16 protein-coding genes and 1 pseudogene are annotated in these 13477 nt (G+C 69.6%); 12 read left to right on the forward strand and 5 right to left on the reverse strand.

Annotated elements, in window-relative coordinates; all coding sequences use genetic code 11:
• Together CCN37_RS08600 and CCN37_RS39685 are read left to right on the forward strand one after the other, a co-directional pair.
• Nucleotides 1-117 (forward strand): annotated as a pseudogene (locus CCN37_RS08600) (IS5/IS1182 family transposase); the annotation flags it as partial.
• Between the two features lie 130 nt (nt 118-247).
• Nucleotides 248-1393, forward strand: coding sequence for a hypothetical protein (locus CCN37_RS39685; protein WP_086820157.1), 1146 nt, complete (start codon nt 248-250; stop codon nt 1391-1393).
• Here CCN37_RS39685 and CCN37_RS08610 read toward each other — a convergent pair.
• Nucleotides 1380-2363, reverse strand: coding sequence for a MerR family transcriptional regulator (locus CCN37_RS08610; RefSeq protein WP_086820239.1), 984 nt, complete (start codon nt 2361-2363; stop codon nt 1380-1382). The two genes, CCN37_RS39685 and CCN37_RS08610, sit on opposite strands and share 14 nt — an antisense overlap.
• A 79-nt stretch (nt 2364-2442) precedes the next feature.
• On the opposite strand from CCN37_RS08610, the gene CCN37_RS08615 reads away from it, so the two are divergent.
• The 7 genes from CCN37_RS08615 to CCN37_RS08645 all read left to right on the forward strand — a co-directional run bounded on the left by CCN37_RS08615 (nt 2443) and on the right by CCN37_RS08645 (nt 7976).
• On the forward strand, nt 2443-3015 hold the full coding sequence (locus CCN37_RS08615) for a TetR/AcrR family transcriptional regulator (RefSeq protein ID WP_086820158.1): 573 nt from the start codon (nt 2443-2445) through the stop codon (nt 3013-3015).
• 5 nt (nt 3016-3020) lie between these two features.
• Nucleotides 3021-3839, forward strand: a complete 819-nt coding sequence (locus CCN37_RS08620; RefSeq protein WP_086820240.1) for an MBL fold metallo-hydrolase — start codon at nt 3021-3023, stop codon at nt 3837-3839.
• 36 nt (nt 3840-3875) lie between these two features.
• Nucleotides 3876-4577 carry a hypothetical protein gene (locus tag CCN37_RS08625; protein ID WP_143261497.1) on the forward strand — a complete coding sequence of 234 codons (702 nt, stop codon included), beginning with the start codon at nt 3876-3878 and terminating at the stop codon, nt 4575-4577.
• Nucleotides 4578-5027: 450 nt separating this feature from the next.
• Entirely contained in the window at nt 5028-5237 is a 210-nt protein-coding gene (locus CCN37_RS08635; RefSeq protein WP_086820241.1) for a hypothetical protein, read from the forward strand.
• Nucleotides 5237-5770: a DUF6879 family protein gene (locus tag CCN37_RS39690; protein WP_168200577.1), complete on the forward strand. Its 534-nt coding sequence runs from the start codon at nt 5237-5239 to the stop codon at nt 5768-5770. The genes CCN37_RS08635 and CCN37_RS39690 overlap by 1 nt, the downstream gene beginning before the upstream one ends.
• Entirely contained in the window at nt 5767-6603 is an 837-nt protein-coding gene (locus CCN37_RS08640) for a helix-turn-helix transcriptional regulator (protein WP_168200578.1), read from the forward strand. Before CCN37_RS39690 ends, CCN37_RS08640 begins: the two co-directional genes overlap by 4 nt.
• A gap of 53 nt (nt 6604-6656) precedes the next feature.
• Nucleotides 6657-7976 carry a serine/threonine-protein kinase gene (locus CCN37_RS08645; RefSeq protein WP_168200579.1) on the forward strand — a complete coding sequence of 440 codons (1320 nt, stop codon included), beginning with the start codon at nt 6657-6659 and terminating at the stop codon, nt 7974-7976.
• Between the two features lie 4 nt (nt 7977-7980).
• On the opposite strand, the gene argG is transcribed toward CCN37_RS08645, so the two are convergent.
• The 3 genes from argG to CCN37_RS08660 all read right to left on the reverse strand — a co-directional run bounded on the left by argG (nt 7981) and on the right by CCN37_RS08660 (nt 10457).
• On the reverse strand, nt 7981-9432 hold the full coding sequence (gene argG, locus CCN37_RS08650; RefSeq protein WP_086820162.1) for an argininosuccinate synthase: 1452 nt from the start codon (nt 9430-9432) through the stop codon (nt 7981-7983).
• A gap of 73 nt (nt 9433-9505) precedes the next feature.
• Nucleotides 9506-9703 (reverse strand): hypothetical protein, encoded by a 198-nt coding sequence (locus CCN37_RS08655; RefSeq protein WP_086820163.1) that lies wholly within the window; start codon nt 9701-9703, stop codon nt 9506-9508.
• Nucleotides 9704-9737: 34 nt separating this feature from the next.
• On the reverse strand, nt 9738-10457 hold the full coding sequence (locus tag CCN37_RS08660; RefSeq protein ID WP_086820164.1) for a TioE family transcriptional regulator: 720 nt from the start codon (nt 10455-10457) through the stop codon (nt 9738-9740).
• Between the two features lie 58 nt (nt 10458-10515).
• On the opposite strand from CCN37_RS08660, the gene CCN37_RS08665 reads away from it, so the two are divergent.
• Nucleotides 10516-11064 (forward strand): putative immunity protein, encoded by a 549-nt coding sequence (locus tag CCN37_RS08665; RefSeq protein WP_086820165.1) that lies wholly within the window; start codon nt 10516-10518, stop codon nt 11062-11064.
• Here the strand turns inward: CCN37_RS08665 and CCN37_RS08670 are convergent.
• Nucleotides 11050-11526: a hypothetical protein gene (locus CCN37_RS08670; RefSeq protein ID WP_086820166.1), complete on the reverse strand. Its 477-nt coding sequence runs from the start codon at nt 11524-11526 to the stop codon at nt 11050-11052. The two genes, CCN37_RS08665 and CCN37_RS08670, sit on opposite strands and share 15 nt — an antisense overlap.
• A gap of 165 nt (nt 11527-11691) precedes the next feature.
• On the opposite strand from CCN37_RS08670, the gene CCN37_RS08675 reads away from it, so the two are divergent.
• Nucleotides 11692-12804, forward strand: a complete 1113-nt coding sequence (locus CCN37_RS08675) for a sensor histidine kinase (protein ID WP_143261498.1) — start codon at nt 11692-11694, stop codon at nt 12802-12804.
• Nucleotides 12801-13460, forward strand: coding sequence for a response regulator transcription factor (locus CCN37_RS08680; RefSeq protein WP_086820168.1), 660 nt, complete (start codon nt 12801-12803; stop codon nt 13458-13460). Before CCN37_RS08675 ends, CCN37_RS08680 begins: the two co-directional genes overlap by 4 nt.
• Nucleotides 13461-13477 lie beyond the last annotated feature (17 nt).

The raw sequence follows: 13477 nt of genomic DNA on the forward strand, positions 1-13477 counted from the left end.
GTCGAACGCTGCTTCAACCGTCTCAAACAGTTCCGTGCCATCGCCACCCGCTACGACAAGACCGCCCTGTCCTACCAAGCCATGATCGACCTAGCCACCCTCACACTCTGGCTTTGAGGACAGGCCCTAGCCCTTCGGATTCCATGTTTCCCCCTGCGCCGGTCCCGCCATCACGATGACCGAGCACACCGACAACGACCCTCGCCGTCCTCCTCCGTCTTTGGCATTTGCAGCAAGGTGCGCAACGGTGGGCGCTACGGTGCTGGGCGTGATCGTGGTTTCTCGGGGGTTCCTGGCCGCGCTGGTGATGGGCGTGATCGCGACGATCATCGCGGCGGCTCCGGCGACGGTGCTGGTGGGACAGGACGTGCGCGCCTCGGCGGACGTGGACTGGCAGCGGGTGCTGGTGGCGGCGGTGGTCGCGGTGGTCGGCGCGCTGGTGTGCGTGGGCCTGCGCGCGGTGTCGACCCGGAGGTACCTGGAACGGGCCGCGGCCACCCGCGAGGTCCGGTGGTCCCCGGCTTTCGCCTACACGCTGGTGATCTGGCTGCTGCTGGTGAGCGCGGGCGGCTTCGCCTTCGGCTCGTACCTGGTGTTCCAGACGGCGGACGCGCCGGTCGAACCGGGCTCCTACCGGGACAACATGAGCAAGTACCCGTTGCCGCTGCTGTTCATCGGCGCGGCGCTGGTGGTCATCGGCTGCGCGGGGTACGCGGCGCTGAAGTACCGGCGCCACAACGAGTTCCCCGTCCTGGAGGAGCTCGGCATCGCGCGCGCGGTCACGCCGCCCGGCAAGCTGCCCAAGGCCGAGGCGTTCAAGGTGCGCACCAGGTTCTGGATCGAGGGCGTGATCATCGACGGTCTCGCCTTCGCCAGCGGGATCGTGCCGCGCCTGCTGGACGGGGAGAAGCCGGCCGACGACGAGGTGGCCAAGGGCCTCATCAGCGTCATCGGTGGCCCCGGGATCATCAGTTTCGCCTTGCTGGTGGCGATGTTCCTGCTCGGCTGGCCAGCGCGCTCCTCCGCGCTGGACGCGCTGCGCCAGCCGTCCTCGCTTGCGGCGATCGGCATGACCGGAATCGGCTTCGCCATCGGAGATCAGCACCAGCTCGCGGGCAGCGTCCTCGCCACGGCCGGTGTCGTCCTGGCCTCGGCGACCTGCCTCAACATCATGGATCGCGGATCGCAGCCGTGGCTCGGTTTCGTGTACTTCACCGGAACCTACCTCCTCGGCTACTTCATGGGCCAGAGCGGCGATCCCGCGCTGCCAGAGGGTTTCAGCGGCTGGGCGCTCGCCGTCGGCGGAGCCGTCTTCGCCGCGCGCGAGGCCCGCGAGCACTGGCACAAGTGGGCGGCCCTGGAACCGCTGCGCGAAACGCCTAACGAGCCCTGAGCGCGGCGGCGATCCACTGCTCGCTCACGCCGGTGTCGTTGGGGTCCGGCTGCGGCGTGCCGTTGATGGTGGCCATCAGCGCCAGGTAGCTGCCGAGCAGTCCGCCGAATCCGGACACGGCGTGCTCGGCGTAGCGCTCGGCGGCGCTCCCCGGCTCGGGATCGGTCATCGAACGCCGTAGCCCGGCGACGTCCTGAACGTCGGCGAGCCCAGCGATCGAGGCGAGCATGCGCTCAGCGATCTCCTTTGCCTGCGCGGAATCCGGCGACAGCCCGGCGCGCTCCGCGTCCGCGGCCTCGATCTCGATCAGCCGGTGCTCCTCGATGCGCGCCAGCCGCTCCGGCGAGGTCATCTCCATGGCCCGGGGCGAAGCGAAGCTGGAGTGGAAGAACTCGCGGACCGCATCGCGGAAAGCCTTGTCCTGCACCAGATCCGCCAACTCGATCCAGGCTTGGAGCTGCTCGGTGCCGGGCTCCTCCGGCAGGTGCGGGCGCATCGCGTGCAGCTGCTCGACGAACGCGGGGTGGACGGCGAGGCCGTCGGTGACCTCGTTCCAGAACAGGTCGAGCAGCTGGTTGCGCTCGTCGTCGGAGAGGGAAACGAGGCTGTGCATGAGTTTCACCCGATCAGTCGTGGTGGGCTGGTTGACGATGGTGCGCAGGACGGCCCTTCTGGCGCGCAGGTCGCGCAGCTGGCGCTCGACGAGGTCGAGGTGGGCCGACGCCAGCTCGCGCAGGCTCAGCTCCTCGGCCAGCAGTGCGCGGATGTCGGTGAGACCGGCGCCCAGGTCGCGCATGGTGCGGACGAGTTCGAGCCGCGCGATGGCGTCGACGTCGTAGAGCCGGTGCCCGGCGTCGGTCTGCTCGGTGGGCGCGATGACCCCGGCGTCGGCGTAGAACCTGATCGCGCTGACGGTCAGGCCGGTGCGCCGCGCCGCGTCCCCGATCGAGTAGAGCTCGGTTTCCTTCATGGCGTCCACTGTGGAGCCTCAAGTCGCTTGAGGCGCAAGTCCGGTTGCTTTTACTAGACCAGTCTATATAGTTACGGTCATGGCACCCCGAGGCGCGACGCGGCAGCGCATCCTGGAGACCGCGCGCACCCTGTTCCGGCGGCAGGGCTACCACGCGACCGGTCTCAACCAGGTCCTGGACGAGAGCGCGGCCCCCAAGGGCTCGCTGTACTTCCACTTCTCCGGCGGCAAGGAACAGCTGGCGGTGGAGGCGGTGCGGCTGTCCGCGACCGAGCTGCGCGCGGCGGTCGACCTGCTCATCGAGACCACGCCGAACACCGCAGCAGCACTGCGCGCCTCCGCCGAACTGCTCGGCGACCTGCTGGAGCGGTCCGATTTCCAGGACGGCTGCCCGATCTCCACCGTGGCGCTCGAAGCGGCGGCGGGCAGCGACGTGATCCGCGAGGCGTGCGCCGAGGGCTACCGGTCCTGGGTCGAACTGATCACCGAGCGCCTGCGCGCGGAGGGCGTCGCGGAGCCCGAAGAGCTGGCCACGTTCGCCGTCTCGGCCATCGAAGGCGCGCTCCTGCTGGCCAAGGTGCAGCGCGACATCACTCCCCTGCGCCGCGTCGCGGCCAGGCTCGCCACCATGATCGAGGAGCCGAAGGCATGAGCGGACTGCGCGCGCACCACCTCAACTGCGGCACGCTGCACCCGCCGAGCCCGCGCCTCGTGCACGGCGAAGGCAGCCTGCTCGGACGCGCGACGATGGTCTGCCACTGCCTGCTCGTCGAGACCGACTACGGCTTGGTGCTCGTCGACACCGGGCTCGGCATGGGCGACATCGAGGACCCCAAAGCCACTTTGAGCACGGTGTTCCGCACGGTGACGCGGCCCGTGCTCGATCCGGAGGAGACCGCGCTGCGGCAGGTCCAGCGACTCGGCCACAAACCCGAGGACGTGCGGCACATCGTGCTGACGCACCTCGACGTCGACCACGCGGGCGGGCTCCGCGACTTCCCGTGGGCCAAGGTGCACGTGCACCAGGTCGAGCACGAACACGCGCTCAACCCCGTCGGCGCGGAGAAGCAGCGGTACATGGGGAGGCAGTGGGCGCACGGTCCCGACTGGCAGACCTACGCCGAGTCCGGCGAGCGGTGGTTCGGCTTCGGCGCCGTGCGCCAGCTCAACGGCCTGCCGCCGGAGATCCTGCTCGTGCCGCTCGCCGGGCACACCCACGGGCACACCGCCGTTGCCGTCGACACCGGCGAGAAGTGGTTGATGCACGCGGGAGACGCCTACATGGTCCACGACGAGACCGACCCCGTGCGCCCGCGCTCGACCCCCGGTTTGGCGCTGTTCCAGAACCTGATGCAGGTCGACGGTCCCGCGCGCCGCGACAACCAGCGGCGGCTGCGCGAGCTGCGCGCGAACCACGGCGACGAGGTCGAGATCTTCTCCGCGCACGACCACGCCGAACTGGCCCCCCACCTCTAGCCGGAACCCTTCGCATCGCCGCGCCGTTGCTCGGTGGTGAGGACAAAACCTTGGCTGTGGATCGTCGCGGCGGTGCTCGTGCTGATCGTGGGCGCGGGGACGACGGTGGTCCTCGCGTTCCCCTCAGTCGCCGCGATCACGTGCCCGCAGTGCTTCGGGCTGGTCCGGGTCGAGGACGGGCTCTACGCCGAGCGCGACATCTCCGAGGCGGATCGACAGCGGCTCATCGCGCTGCACCGCGAGGCGAACCAGCGCGTCACCGAGTTCTACGGCGGGCGCGAGGGCAGTCCGACCGTGCTCGCCTGCTTCACCGCCGAGTGCTACCGACGGATCGGAGGCGGCGGCGAACGCGGAGTCGCGGTGCTCAACCAAGCGGTGATGCTGTCGCCTCGCGGACTCGATCCCGTGATCGCCTCGCACGAGCTGTCCCACGTCGAACTGCACGCGCGCCTGGATTCGACTGTGCCCCAATGGTTTGACGAGGGCCTTGCCGCCCTGGTGTCCGACGACCCCCGTTACCTGCTGCCGCGCTCCGCCCCGAACCGTTGCCGCGCAAGCACTTCGGACCCGTTGCCGCAGACGCTCGACGAGTGGCTGCGCGCCGCCAGCGCCGATGAGCAGATGTACGCCAAGGCCGCGTGCCGCGTGCACCGCTGGGCCGAGGCGCACGGCGGACACCGAGCCGTCCTCGACCTCATCACCCGCATGAACAACGGCGCCCCCTTCGACGCCAGGTAGTTCCCGTCCTGGGGTTGGGGTGTCCTCAAGACCCCAAACCCCTGTCGATCATCGCTAACCACCGGGCGTCATCGGCGCCTCGAACACGCGAGGCACCTCGGACGATCGTTCAGCGGGCTCCCCGGTTCCGCCTCGATCGTGGGCGTCCCGCACCGACCCGTTGTGAACACGAACCCCAGCACGTCCGTGATCTGGCTGCCGCCTTTCGTGTCGTGCACGTACTCGTCCCGGAGCAGCGCGCCCGGTCGCCATGTGGTCGCCGCCGTCACCCTCATCTCGCAGCACCTCCTGACCAGAGGTTCCCCGGCAACACACCCGCCGCCAGCACCTAACGAGCATTTCTAGAATTTTTTGCGAGATGCCACTCAGCTGGGAGAGTGCGGCGCGCTCTATGGCGCGGCACGATCAGCTTCAGCTCGAACTTCGAGCATCCAAGGCCAGGGAGTCATGATGAAACTGACCCATCTCGGCACCGAGTCCGGAACGAGCGGATGTCCGACAGCTTTCGCGACCGATCGCGGCACCTTCGTCATCCAGGGTTGGAAGGTCACCGACGGGGACGCGCTCGCGGAGATGCGCCGACGCGGGCTCCCGGAGCACGAGACCGCCGTGGAGATTCCAGCGGCCCTGCTCAAGCACCTGCCTTTGGACGATGCCTGATGGCGACGCGAGTCGACCGAGCCGGATTCCAGTCGTTGTTCACCGGGTGGACGACGTCGGCGTGGCGCTTGGAGACGCAGTTCGTCTATCACGAACCGGACGAGGTCGAGCCGTTGCGGCGGTACCTCGACGGCGAACTCGACCTCGACTGGCTCGCGGAGTGGTTCGGCCGTGTTCGCGGTTGGCGAGCGCGGGGACGGACCTTCGAACGGGTTCGCGTGCTGTCGGAGCCGCTGACCGACTACCTGCGGTTCGAGCTGGCGATCACGCCGTCCGCGCTCGACGCGGGCGAGGACATCCGGCTGTTGTCCCAGGGGGTTGCTGAGCGCTTGGCGCTCGGTACAAGCGATTTCTGGCTCTTCGACGACAAGACCGTTGTGCTGATGGACTTCGACGACAACGGCGTGTGCGGCGCGGACGTGATCACCGAGCCGGACGAAGTGGTTCACTACCGTGCGATCCGCGACCGCGCCTGGGCGCACGCCGTACCCGCGGGCGAACACAGGAAGACGAAGGTGCAGAGGGGACTGTGACGAGCGACTTCGAGAAGCGGCGGTTCGAGTTCGGCAAACAGCTGCGCACGCTGCTCGGCCGTGAGCAGTTCAAGGATTTCGCCGCGCGACTGGGTTGGAACGCCTCGAAGGTCAGCAAGATCGCCACGGGGAAGCAGACACCGTCGGACGCGGACCTGGCGGCGTGGCTGCGCGCGGTCAACGCGCCGAGGTCACTGGTCGCCAAGCTGACCGTGGAGCTGACCGACCTCCAGTTGGAGCAGGTCGAATGGCGCGCGGAACTACGAGCTGGTCACCGTGCGCGCCAAGAGGATCTGTCCAGGTCCGAAGCCCGGGCAGAGCTGATCCGCGCGGTCGACATCATGTGCGTGCCGGGCCTGTTGCGGACGGCGGACTACGCGCGGGCGATCTTCGCGACGCAGGCCGATCTGCTGGAGGTCCCCTCCGGCGATCTCGACGACGCCGTCCGTGCGCGACTGCGGCGGCAACAGGTGCTCTACAGCGGCCAGCGCGTGGAAATCCTGTTCGCCCAAGCGTCTTTGGCGAATCCCGTGTGCTCGGCCGACCAGATGCGCGTCCAGGTGGACCGAGTGCTGTCGCTGATCGGCCTGCCCAACGTTCGTCTCGGGATCATCCCGCTGTGGCGCACGCTGCCGAACCTGCTGCCGCACGGGTTCTGGGTGATCGACGACGTGGTGCTCGTCGAGACGGTGACGGCCGAGCACAGGATCACGGACCCCGAACAGGTCGCTGTCTACAACCGGCTGACCGACCGGCTCTGGGACTCGGCTGCGGAAGACGACGCGGCGCGCGCGGTGCTGGCCGAAACGTCGGCCCACTGGGGCCTCGGCTGAGATCGTCTCGGCCCCCGGCGTGCGAGAGTCGCCGGGACGAGGGGATGGCCGTGATGTCGGCGGACGTGGGGCGAGTGGTCGGGGGGCGGTACCGGCTGGTCGCGGAGTTGGGCTCGGGTGGTTTCGGGCGGGTGTGGCGCGCGCACGACGAGACCCTGGGCGTCGACGTGGCGGTCAAGGAGATGCGCATGCCGTCGGGGTTGTCCCAGGCGGAGCAGGACGAACGGCTCGCGCGCGCCGTCCGCGAGGCCCGCAACGCCGCGCGACTGCGCAACCACGAGAACATCGTCGCGATCTACGACGCCGTCACCGAGGACGGCCGCCCGTGGATCGTCATGGAGCTGGTCCACGGGCTTTCGCTGGCCGAGCACATCGCGGCGCACGGTCCACTGTCGACGGACATGGCGACGAGGCTCGCGCAGGCGCTGCTGAGCGCGGTCGGCGCGGCGCACCGGGAAGGCCTGGTGCACCGCGACATCAAACCGGCCAACGTCATGATCACCGACGGCGGCCGGGTGCTGCTCACCGATTTCGGGACGGCGGTCCACCACACCGACACCGCGCTCACCGCGACCGGAATGTTCATCGGTTCACTGGAGTACCTGGCGCCGGAGCGGTTGCGCACCGACGGGCTCCCCGCCAGCGACCTGTTCTCGGTCGGCGTGACCGTCTACCAGGCCGTCGAGGGCACCTCGCCGTTTCGCCGAGACTCCCCGGAAGGCACGCTGGCCGCGCTCCTGCTGGGCGAGGTCCCCGCGCCGCAGCGCGCCGGCGAGCTGACGGAGCTGATCACGCGCTTGCTGGACAAGGACCCGGACACGCGGCCGACCGTCCCCGAGGCGATGGCCATGATCGGCAGCGTCGACGACGACACCAAGATCCTCGTGAAACCGAGTACCAACCAATCGGAACCGAGTCCCAAGCCGAACCGGGTACCGAAGCCGTGGCGGGAGCGGCTGCCCGCCGCCGTCTCCGCGATCCTGATGGCGCTCGTCGTCGCCCTCGGCTTCGTGGGTGTCTGGTACTCCGGGCTCCGAATCCACTCGAACGGCTGGCAGTACTTCACGCTCAACCCGACCTCGGAGACGGGCAGTTTCGTCACGACCGTGCTGCAGTTCGTTGCCGTGCTCGTCGCGGGGCTGGTGTGCGCCGAACTCACCAGGTCCCTGCCGGTTCCGGTTCGCGTCGCGGTGTTCCTCGTGGGCGGGGCGGCCACCGTCTACGCCTTCCACGGCGTCGCGTACAGCGTGTGGCACCTCGACCGGCACGAGTCGGAGCCGACGGCAACCGCGATCCTGTCGATCAGCGGGATCGTGCTCGCCGCGGCGGGCTTCGCCTGGGCCGCGCGGAGAACGTCGCGGCCCAGGCCCTGAAGCCTCAGTCGGTGCCCGCCTCCATGGCGGCGCTGTCGAGCAGCAGCAGTTCGTCGTCGGGCGCCTCGCCCCGGGAGGCGATGGCCTCGGCGCCGCCCTCGGGCATCGCGCCGATGAGGCCGGTGGAGGCGGCCTGCGCGGCCCCGATCAGCGTCGGGTGCTGCCTGCCGACCATGCCGAGCCCGGCGTACTGCTCCAGCTTGGCGCGCGAGTCGGCGATGTCGAGGTTGCGCATGGTCAGCTGGCCGATCCGGTCGACCGGGCCGAACGCGGAGTCCTCGGTGCGCTCCATCGACAGCTTGTCCGGGTGGTAGCTGAACGCGGGCCCGGAGGTGTTGAGGATCGAGAAGTCCTCACCGCGCCGCAGCCGCAGCGTCACCTCGCCGGTGACGGCGGTGCCGACCCAGCGCTGAAGGGACTCGCGCAGCATCAGCGCCTGCGGGTCCAGCCAGCGGCCCTCGTACATGAGCCTGCCGAGCTTGCGGCCCTCGTTGTGGTAGCTGGCGAGGGTGTCCTCGTTGTGGATCGCGTTGACCAGCCGCTCGTAGGCGGCGTGCAGCAGCGCCATGCCGGGCGCCTCGTAGATGCCGCGGCTCTTGGCCTCGATGATCCGGTTCTCGATCTGGTCGGACATGCCCATGCCGTGCCGCCCGCCGATGGCGTTGGCCTCCAGCACCAGGTCCACCGCGGAGGCGAAGCTCTTGCCGTTGATGGTGGCGGGACGGCCCTGCTCGAAGCCGATCGTCACGTCCTCGGTGGCGATCTCCACGGCCGGGTCCCAGAACCGCACGCCCATGATCGGCTCGACGATCTCGATGCCGGCGTCCAGGTGCTCCAGGGTCTTCGCCTCGTGCGTGGCGCCCCAGATGTTGGCGTCGGTGGAGTACGCCTTCTCGGTGCTGTCGCGGTAGGGCAGACCGTGCGCGACCAGCCACTCCGACATCTCGGTGCGCCCGCCCAGCTCGCTGACGAACGCCGCGTCCAGCCACGGCTTGTAGATCCGCAGCGAGGGGTTGGCGAGCAGGCCGTAGCGGTAGAACCGCTCGATGTCGTTGCCCTTGAAGGTGGAGCCGTCGCCCCAGATCTGCACGTTGTCGTCGAGCATCGCGCGCACCAGCAGCGTGCCGGTGACCGCGCGGCCGAGCGGGGTGGTGTTGAAGTACGTGCGACCGCCGGTGCGGATGTGGAAGGCGCCGCAGGCCAGCGCCGCCAGGCCCTCCTCGACGAGCGCGGCGCGGCAGTCGACCAGGCGCGCGATCTCCGCGCCGTAGGTGCTGGCGCGGCCGGGCACCGAGGCGATGTCGGGCTCGTCGTACTGGCCGATGTCTGCGGTGTAGGTGCAGGGCACCGCGCCCTTCTCGCGCATCCACGCGACAGCAACCGAAGTGTCGAGGCCGCCGGAGAAGGCGATGCCGACACGTTCACCGACAGGCAGGGAAGTAAGCACCTTGGACACGAGTGAAGTATATGCACACGAGCGCATGGTCATGCAAAGCATTACTCGTTGGTGTGCCCTGTGACGCCCAGCACTAGCTCTCCCAGCCCACCACGAACAGCCCGACGCGCAGCGCCTCCGGGTCCCCCGCGCGCGGCAGCACCACCTCGGCGGAGCCGTCGCGCCGCTGCCGACCGCCCAGGACGTACGCCTCGACCACGATGGCGGCCACTCCGGTGAACACCGCGCCCAGCACTCCGATCCCCAGGTGCACCAAGGCTTTCCTCAGCATCACGCACTCCTGCCCGTCGAGTGGGGTGCGAGCTTCACAGGCGCTGCTGAAATCCCGGTGAAATCAGGTAGGCCTCCAGCGCGGCGGCTCCGGCCAGCATCGCGCGGCTCCGGGCGGAGTGCCGGGCGCGCCAGTCGCCCAGCATCGCCCCGAGCGGCGCGACACCTCCGGCGGAGCGGACCTGGGCGAGCACCGGCGCGATCTGCTCCAGCAGGTAGCCGCCCCGCCGCAGCTGGTGGACCAGCAACGCGTCACGCACGTCGGCGGCGCTGTAGACCCGGTAGCCGGTCTGTGGATCGCGGCGCGGCTGGACCAGCTCGGCGCGCTCCCACGTGCGCAGCGTGGCCGGACGGATGCCGAGCCTCCTCGCGAGCGGGCCGACGAACGTGTCACCGCGCTCGTCGGGCACCGGATGGAGGTCGCTGAGCGCGGCTTCGACGGCTTCGAGCGTCCGGCGATCTTCGAGCAGCTGGGCGTGGCTCTCGTCGATCAACCGGAGCGCGTCCTCGACAGCACCCCGGTTGACCGCCTGCATCACCGCCGTGGCGGTCGGGTGGCCGTGCCCGCGCACGAGGGCGAGGAACGCGCGCAGGGCTTGCGCGTGCAGCTCCGTGTAGGTGCGATAGCCGTGCGGGGTGCGCTCGGCACTCGGGAGGATGCCCGCGTCCTCGTAGTTCCGGACCGCCTGCGTGGACAGGCCGTGCTCGCGCGCGAGGTCGACCGGCCTGAGCCTGTGTTGAAGGTTTCGTCCCACTGCCCTGCCACTATCGCATCGAAGTTCCAACCGTTCCTTCAACGATACGGTTGAGGCCATGGGTGATGGGACTCTGACGATCGAACTCACCACGGACGAGTTGCGCGCGGTCACGGCCTTCGCAGTCGCCTGCGCCGAGCCCGCTCTCGCGCTCTTCGAACGGCACTGCCCGGACGACGACCGCCCCCGCACCGCGATCACCGCCGCGCGGGCGTTCGCCGAGGGCGGCAAGCGCACCAAGGCGATCCGCGACGGCGCGTGGGCCGCTCAGCGCGCGTACCAGGAGACGCGTGACTCCGGCCAGGCCGCCGCCAGCGACGCCGCGCGAGCCGCCGTCGCCACCGCCAGCTCCGCGTACCTGCACCCGCTGGCGAATGCCACTCAGGTCAAGCACATCCTCGGCGCGGCCGCCCACACCGCCCGCGCCCTCGAACTGGAGGCCGGTGACGATCCCGCCATCGGCGACGCCCACATCGCCAAGGCCGCGACGCTCGCCACCCCCGTCGTCGTGCGCGTCCTGTCGCGCTACCCCGCAGCCCCGAACGGCGGCGGTCGCGCGGGCGAACTGCTGCGCCGCCTCGACGCCGTCCTCTCAGACCGCGTGTAGCTCGGACTCGACCAAGCGCAAGCCCAAGGCAGCCGTCAACGTCTCCGCGCGGCGCCGAACTTCCTTGCGCGGCAAGCACTCCAGGTCGAACTCGTCCGTGACCGCGATGGCCAGCTCACCCAGGAAGAGCGCGAACGTCAAGGTGTAGGACCCGACGCCGGTCAGAGTGCGCACCGAGGTGACGGTGGTGGACAGCGCTTCGCCCACCGGCGCGAGATCAAGCCATTCCTCTGCGCCCGCTGATGCACCCATCGCAAGCTCCGGCTCCGTCTCCCACCGGATCTCCTGCCGCGGCTCAGGACCTCGGCACGACACGCCCTCCTGGCCGCTGAACAGGGTCACGAACCCCGCATCCGTTTCGAGAACTAATGTGCACAGCAACGTGATCGAGCCCTCGGCGGACACCGTGCTCAAGCGCCACAGCCGAAGCACCGTGACCCCGAGCAACGCGGACAAGCTCACGAGGTGAGCCTAGACCGCAGCCGACCCACGACGACGTAGAGGAGACCGGTGTTCGTCCGCCGTGCCGAGCGCCACCATGCCGACGTCTTGAAGCACCAGACCTAGCCTGCCAGCTGGCATCCTGGGTGCCGAGTAATCGAGATGCGAAGGCGTGGTTCAGAAACGATGATGCGGACCGCAACTGCCTGGTGGGAGGGGCGGGTCACGCTGCTCCTGCTCGATGTCGCGGCAGTGGCCTGGCTGCTGTTCTTCGACCTCTTCGGCGACCGGTCCGCGCAGGACAACGCCTGGTACCCGGTCGCGGTGTGCGCGCTGGCGCTGGCGGCGGTCGTGCGCCGCAGATTCCCCTTCGCGCTGCTCGTGGTGGCCCTCGCGGGGTTGTTCGCGGGCCTGACGCTGATGCCGTTGTTCATCGCGATGTACTCGGTGGCAGCGCGGTTCGGCGCGAGCTGGGTGTCGGCGGGCGCGGTGGTGCTGGCGTGCGGCGTGGTCTCGGCGTGGCAGGCAGCGGCGGGGAAGTTCGAGCTGAGCACGGTGCCCTTGGGGTTCTTCATGTTCGGCGTCGGCCCGGCGCTCGGAGGGCTGTGGATGCACCAGCGCGCCACGTTGCTCAAGGTCCTGCGCGAGCGCGCGGAGGAGGCAGAGCGCACGCGCACGTTGCTCGCGGAGCAAGCGGTGACGGCGGAGCGGCAGCGGATCGCGCGGGAGATGCACGACGTGGTCGCTCACCGGGTCACGGCGATCGCGTTGCAGGCGGGCGCGTTGTCGGTCAACGCAACCGACGAGCGCACGGAGCGCAGCGCGGAGACGATCAGGCAGGTCAGCGTCACGGCGCTGGACGAGCTGCGCGACATCTTGAAGGTGCTCCGCGAAGAGGACGGCGGCAGGCTGACCACGTTGGTGGGCAAGGATTTGCTGGCCTCGGTGCGAGAACTCGCCGACGGGACGACAGGGGTCACCCTCGACCTGCCGGAGGAAGCGCCCGCGGTCTCCGCGCGGGTCGGGCGCGCGGTCTACCGGGTGGTGCAGGAATCGCTGACCAACGCGGGAAAACACGCTCCGGGCGCGAAGGTGTCGATCAGGGTCGCCGCGACGGAGACCGAGATGACCGTGGGGGTGACCAACCCGCTCACGCCGAGCGGAGCCGAGGTGCCGGGTTCGGGTTACGGGCTCGTCGGCATGCGGGAGCGCGTGGAGCTGGCCGCGGGTGAACTGCGCACGGGCCGCACTGGCAGTGTGTTCCAGGTGCTGGCCCGGTTCCCGCTGGAGGCGTCGTGAGCGTGAAAGTGCTGCTGCTGGAGGACGACGAGCTGGTCCGCAGCGGTATCCGGATGATCCTGGAGTCCACAGAGGACATCGAGGTGGTCGCGGAGAGCGCCGACGGCACGCGGGCGGTCGAGCTGGCGGACCGGTTCCGGCCGGACGTGGTGCTCACCGACGTCGAGATGCCCGAGGTCGACGGCATCGAGGTCGCGAGGCTGCTCTCGCGAAGAGATCCGGCGCCCGCGGTGATCATGCTGACCACCTTCGACGTGGACGCCTACGTCTACGCCGCGCTGCGGCACGGGGCGGCGGGGTTCCTGCTCAAGGACAGCTCGCCGAAGGCGCTCATCGAGGCCGTGCGGGTGGTGGCGAGCGGCGAGGCGATGATCTCCCCGCGCATCACCAAGCGCCTGCTCTCCCGCTTCGCCGGGGGCTCAGCCGAACAGGACGCCCGCGCCCGCCTCGACGCGCTCACCCCGCGCGAGCGCGAGGTGTCCCTCCACATCGGACAGGGCCTCAGCAACGCCGAGATCGGCACGGCGCTGCACCTCAGCGACTCCACCGTGAAGGTCCACATCGGACGGATCAAGACGAAGCTCGGCGCGGCCAACCGCACCCAGATCGCCATCCTCGTGCACGAGGCCGGACTGGGCCAAGGCACGTCGAACTGAGAATTCCGCCGACGTTC

The organism is Allokutzneria sp. NRRL B-24872 (assembly GCF_002155965.1).
Classification (GTDB): domain Bacteria; phylum Actinomycetota; class Actinomycetes; order Mycobacteriales; family Pseudonocardiaceae; genus Allokutzneria.

Coding starts and splice junctions, on each gene's coding strand:
- CCN37_RS39690 (WP_168200577.1), top strand. CDS start 5,237: ATGGCGACGCGAGTCGACCGAGCCGGATTCCAGTCGTTGTTCACCGGG.
- CCN37_RS08675 (WP_143261498.1), top strand. CDS start 11,692: ATGATGCGGACCGCAACTGCCTGGTGGGAGGGGCGGGTCACGCTGCTC.
- CCN37_RS08655 (WP_086820163.1), bottom strand. CDS start 9,703: ATGCTGAGGAAAGCCTTGGTGCACCTGGGGATCGGAGTGCTGGGCGCG.
- CCN37_RS08615 (WP_086820158.1), top strand. CDS start 2,443: ATGGCACCCCGAGGCGCGACGCGGCAGCGCATCCTGGAGACCGCGCGC.
- CCN37_RS08635 (WP_086820241.1), top strand. CDS start 5,028: ATGAAACTGACCCATCTCGGCACCGAGTCCGGAACGAGCGGATGTCCG.
- CCN37_RS08665 (WP_086820165.1), top strand. CDS start 10,516: ATGGGTGATGGGACTCTGACGATCGAACTCACCACGGACGAGTTGCGC.
- CCN37_RS08645 (WP_168200579.1), top strand. CDS start 6,657: ATGTCGGCGGACGTGGGGCGAGTGGTCGGGGGGCGGTACCGGCTGGTC.
- CCN37_RS08610 (WP_086820239.1), bottom strand. CDS start 2,363: ATGAAGGAAACCGAGCTCTACTCGATCGGGGACGCGGCGCGGCGCACC.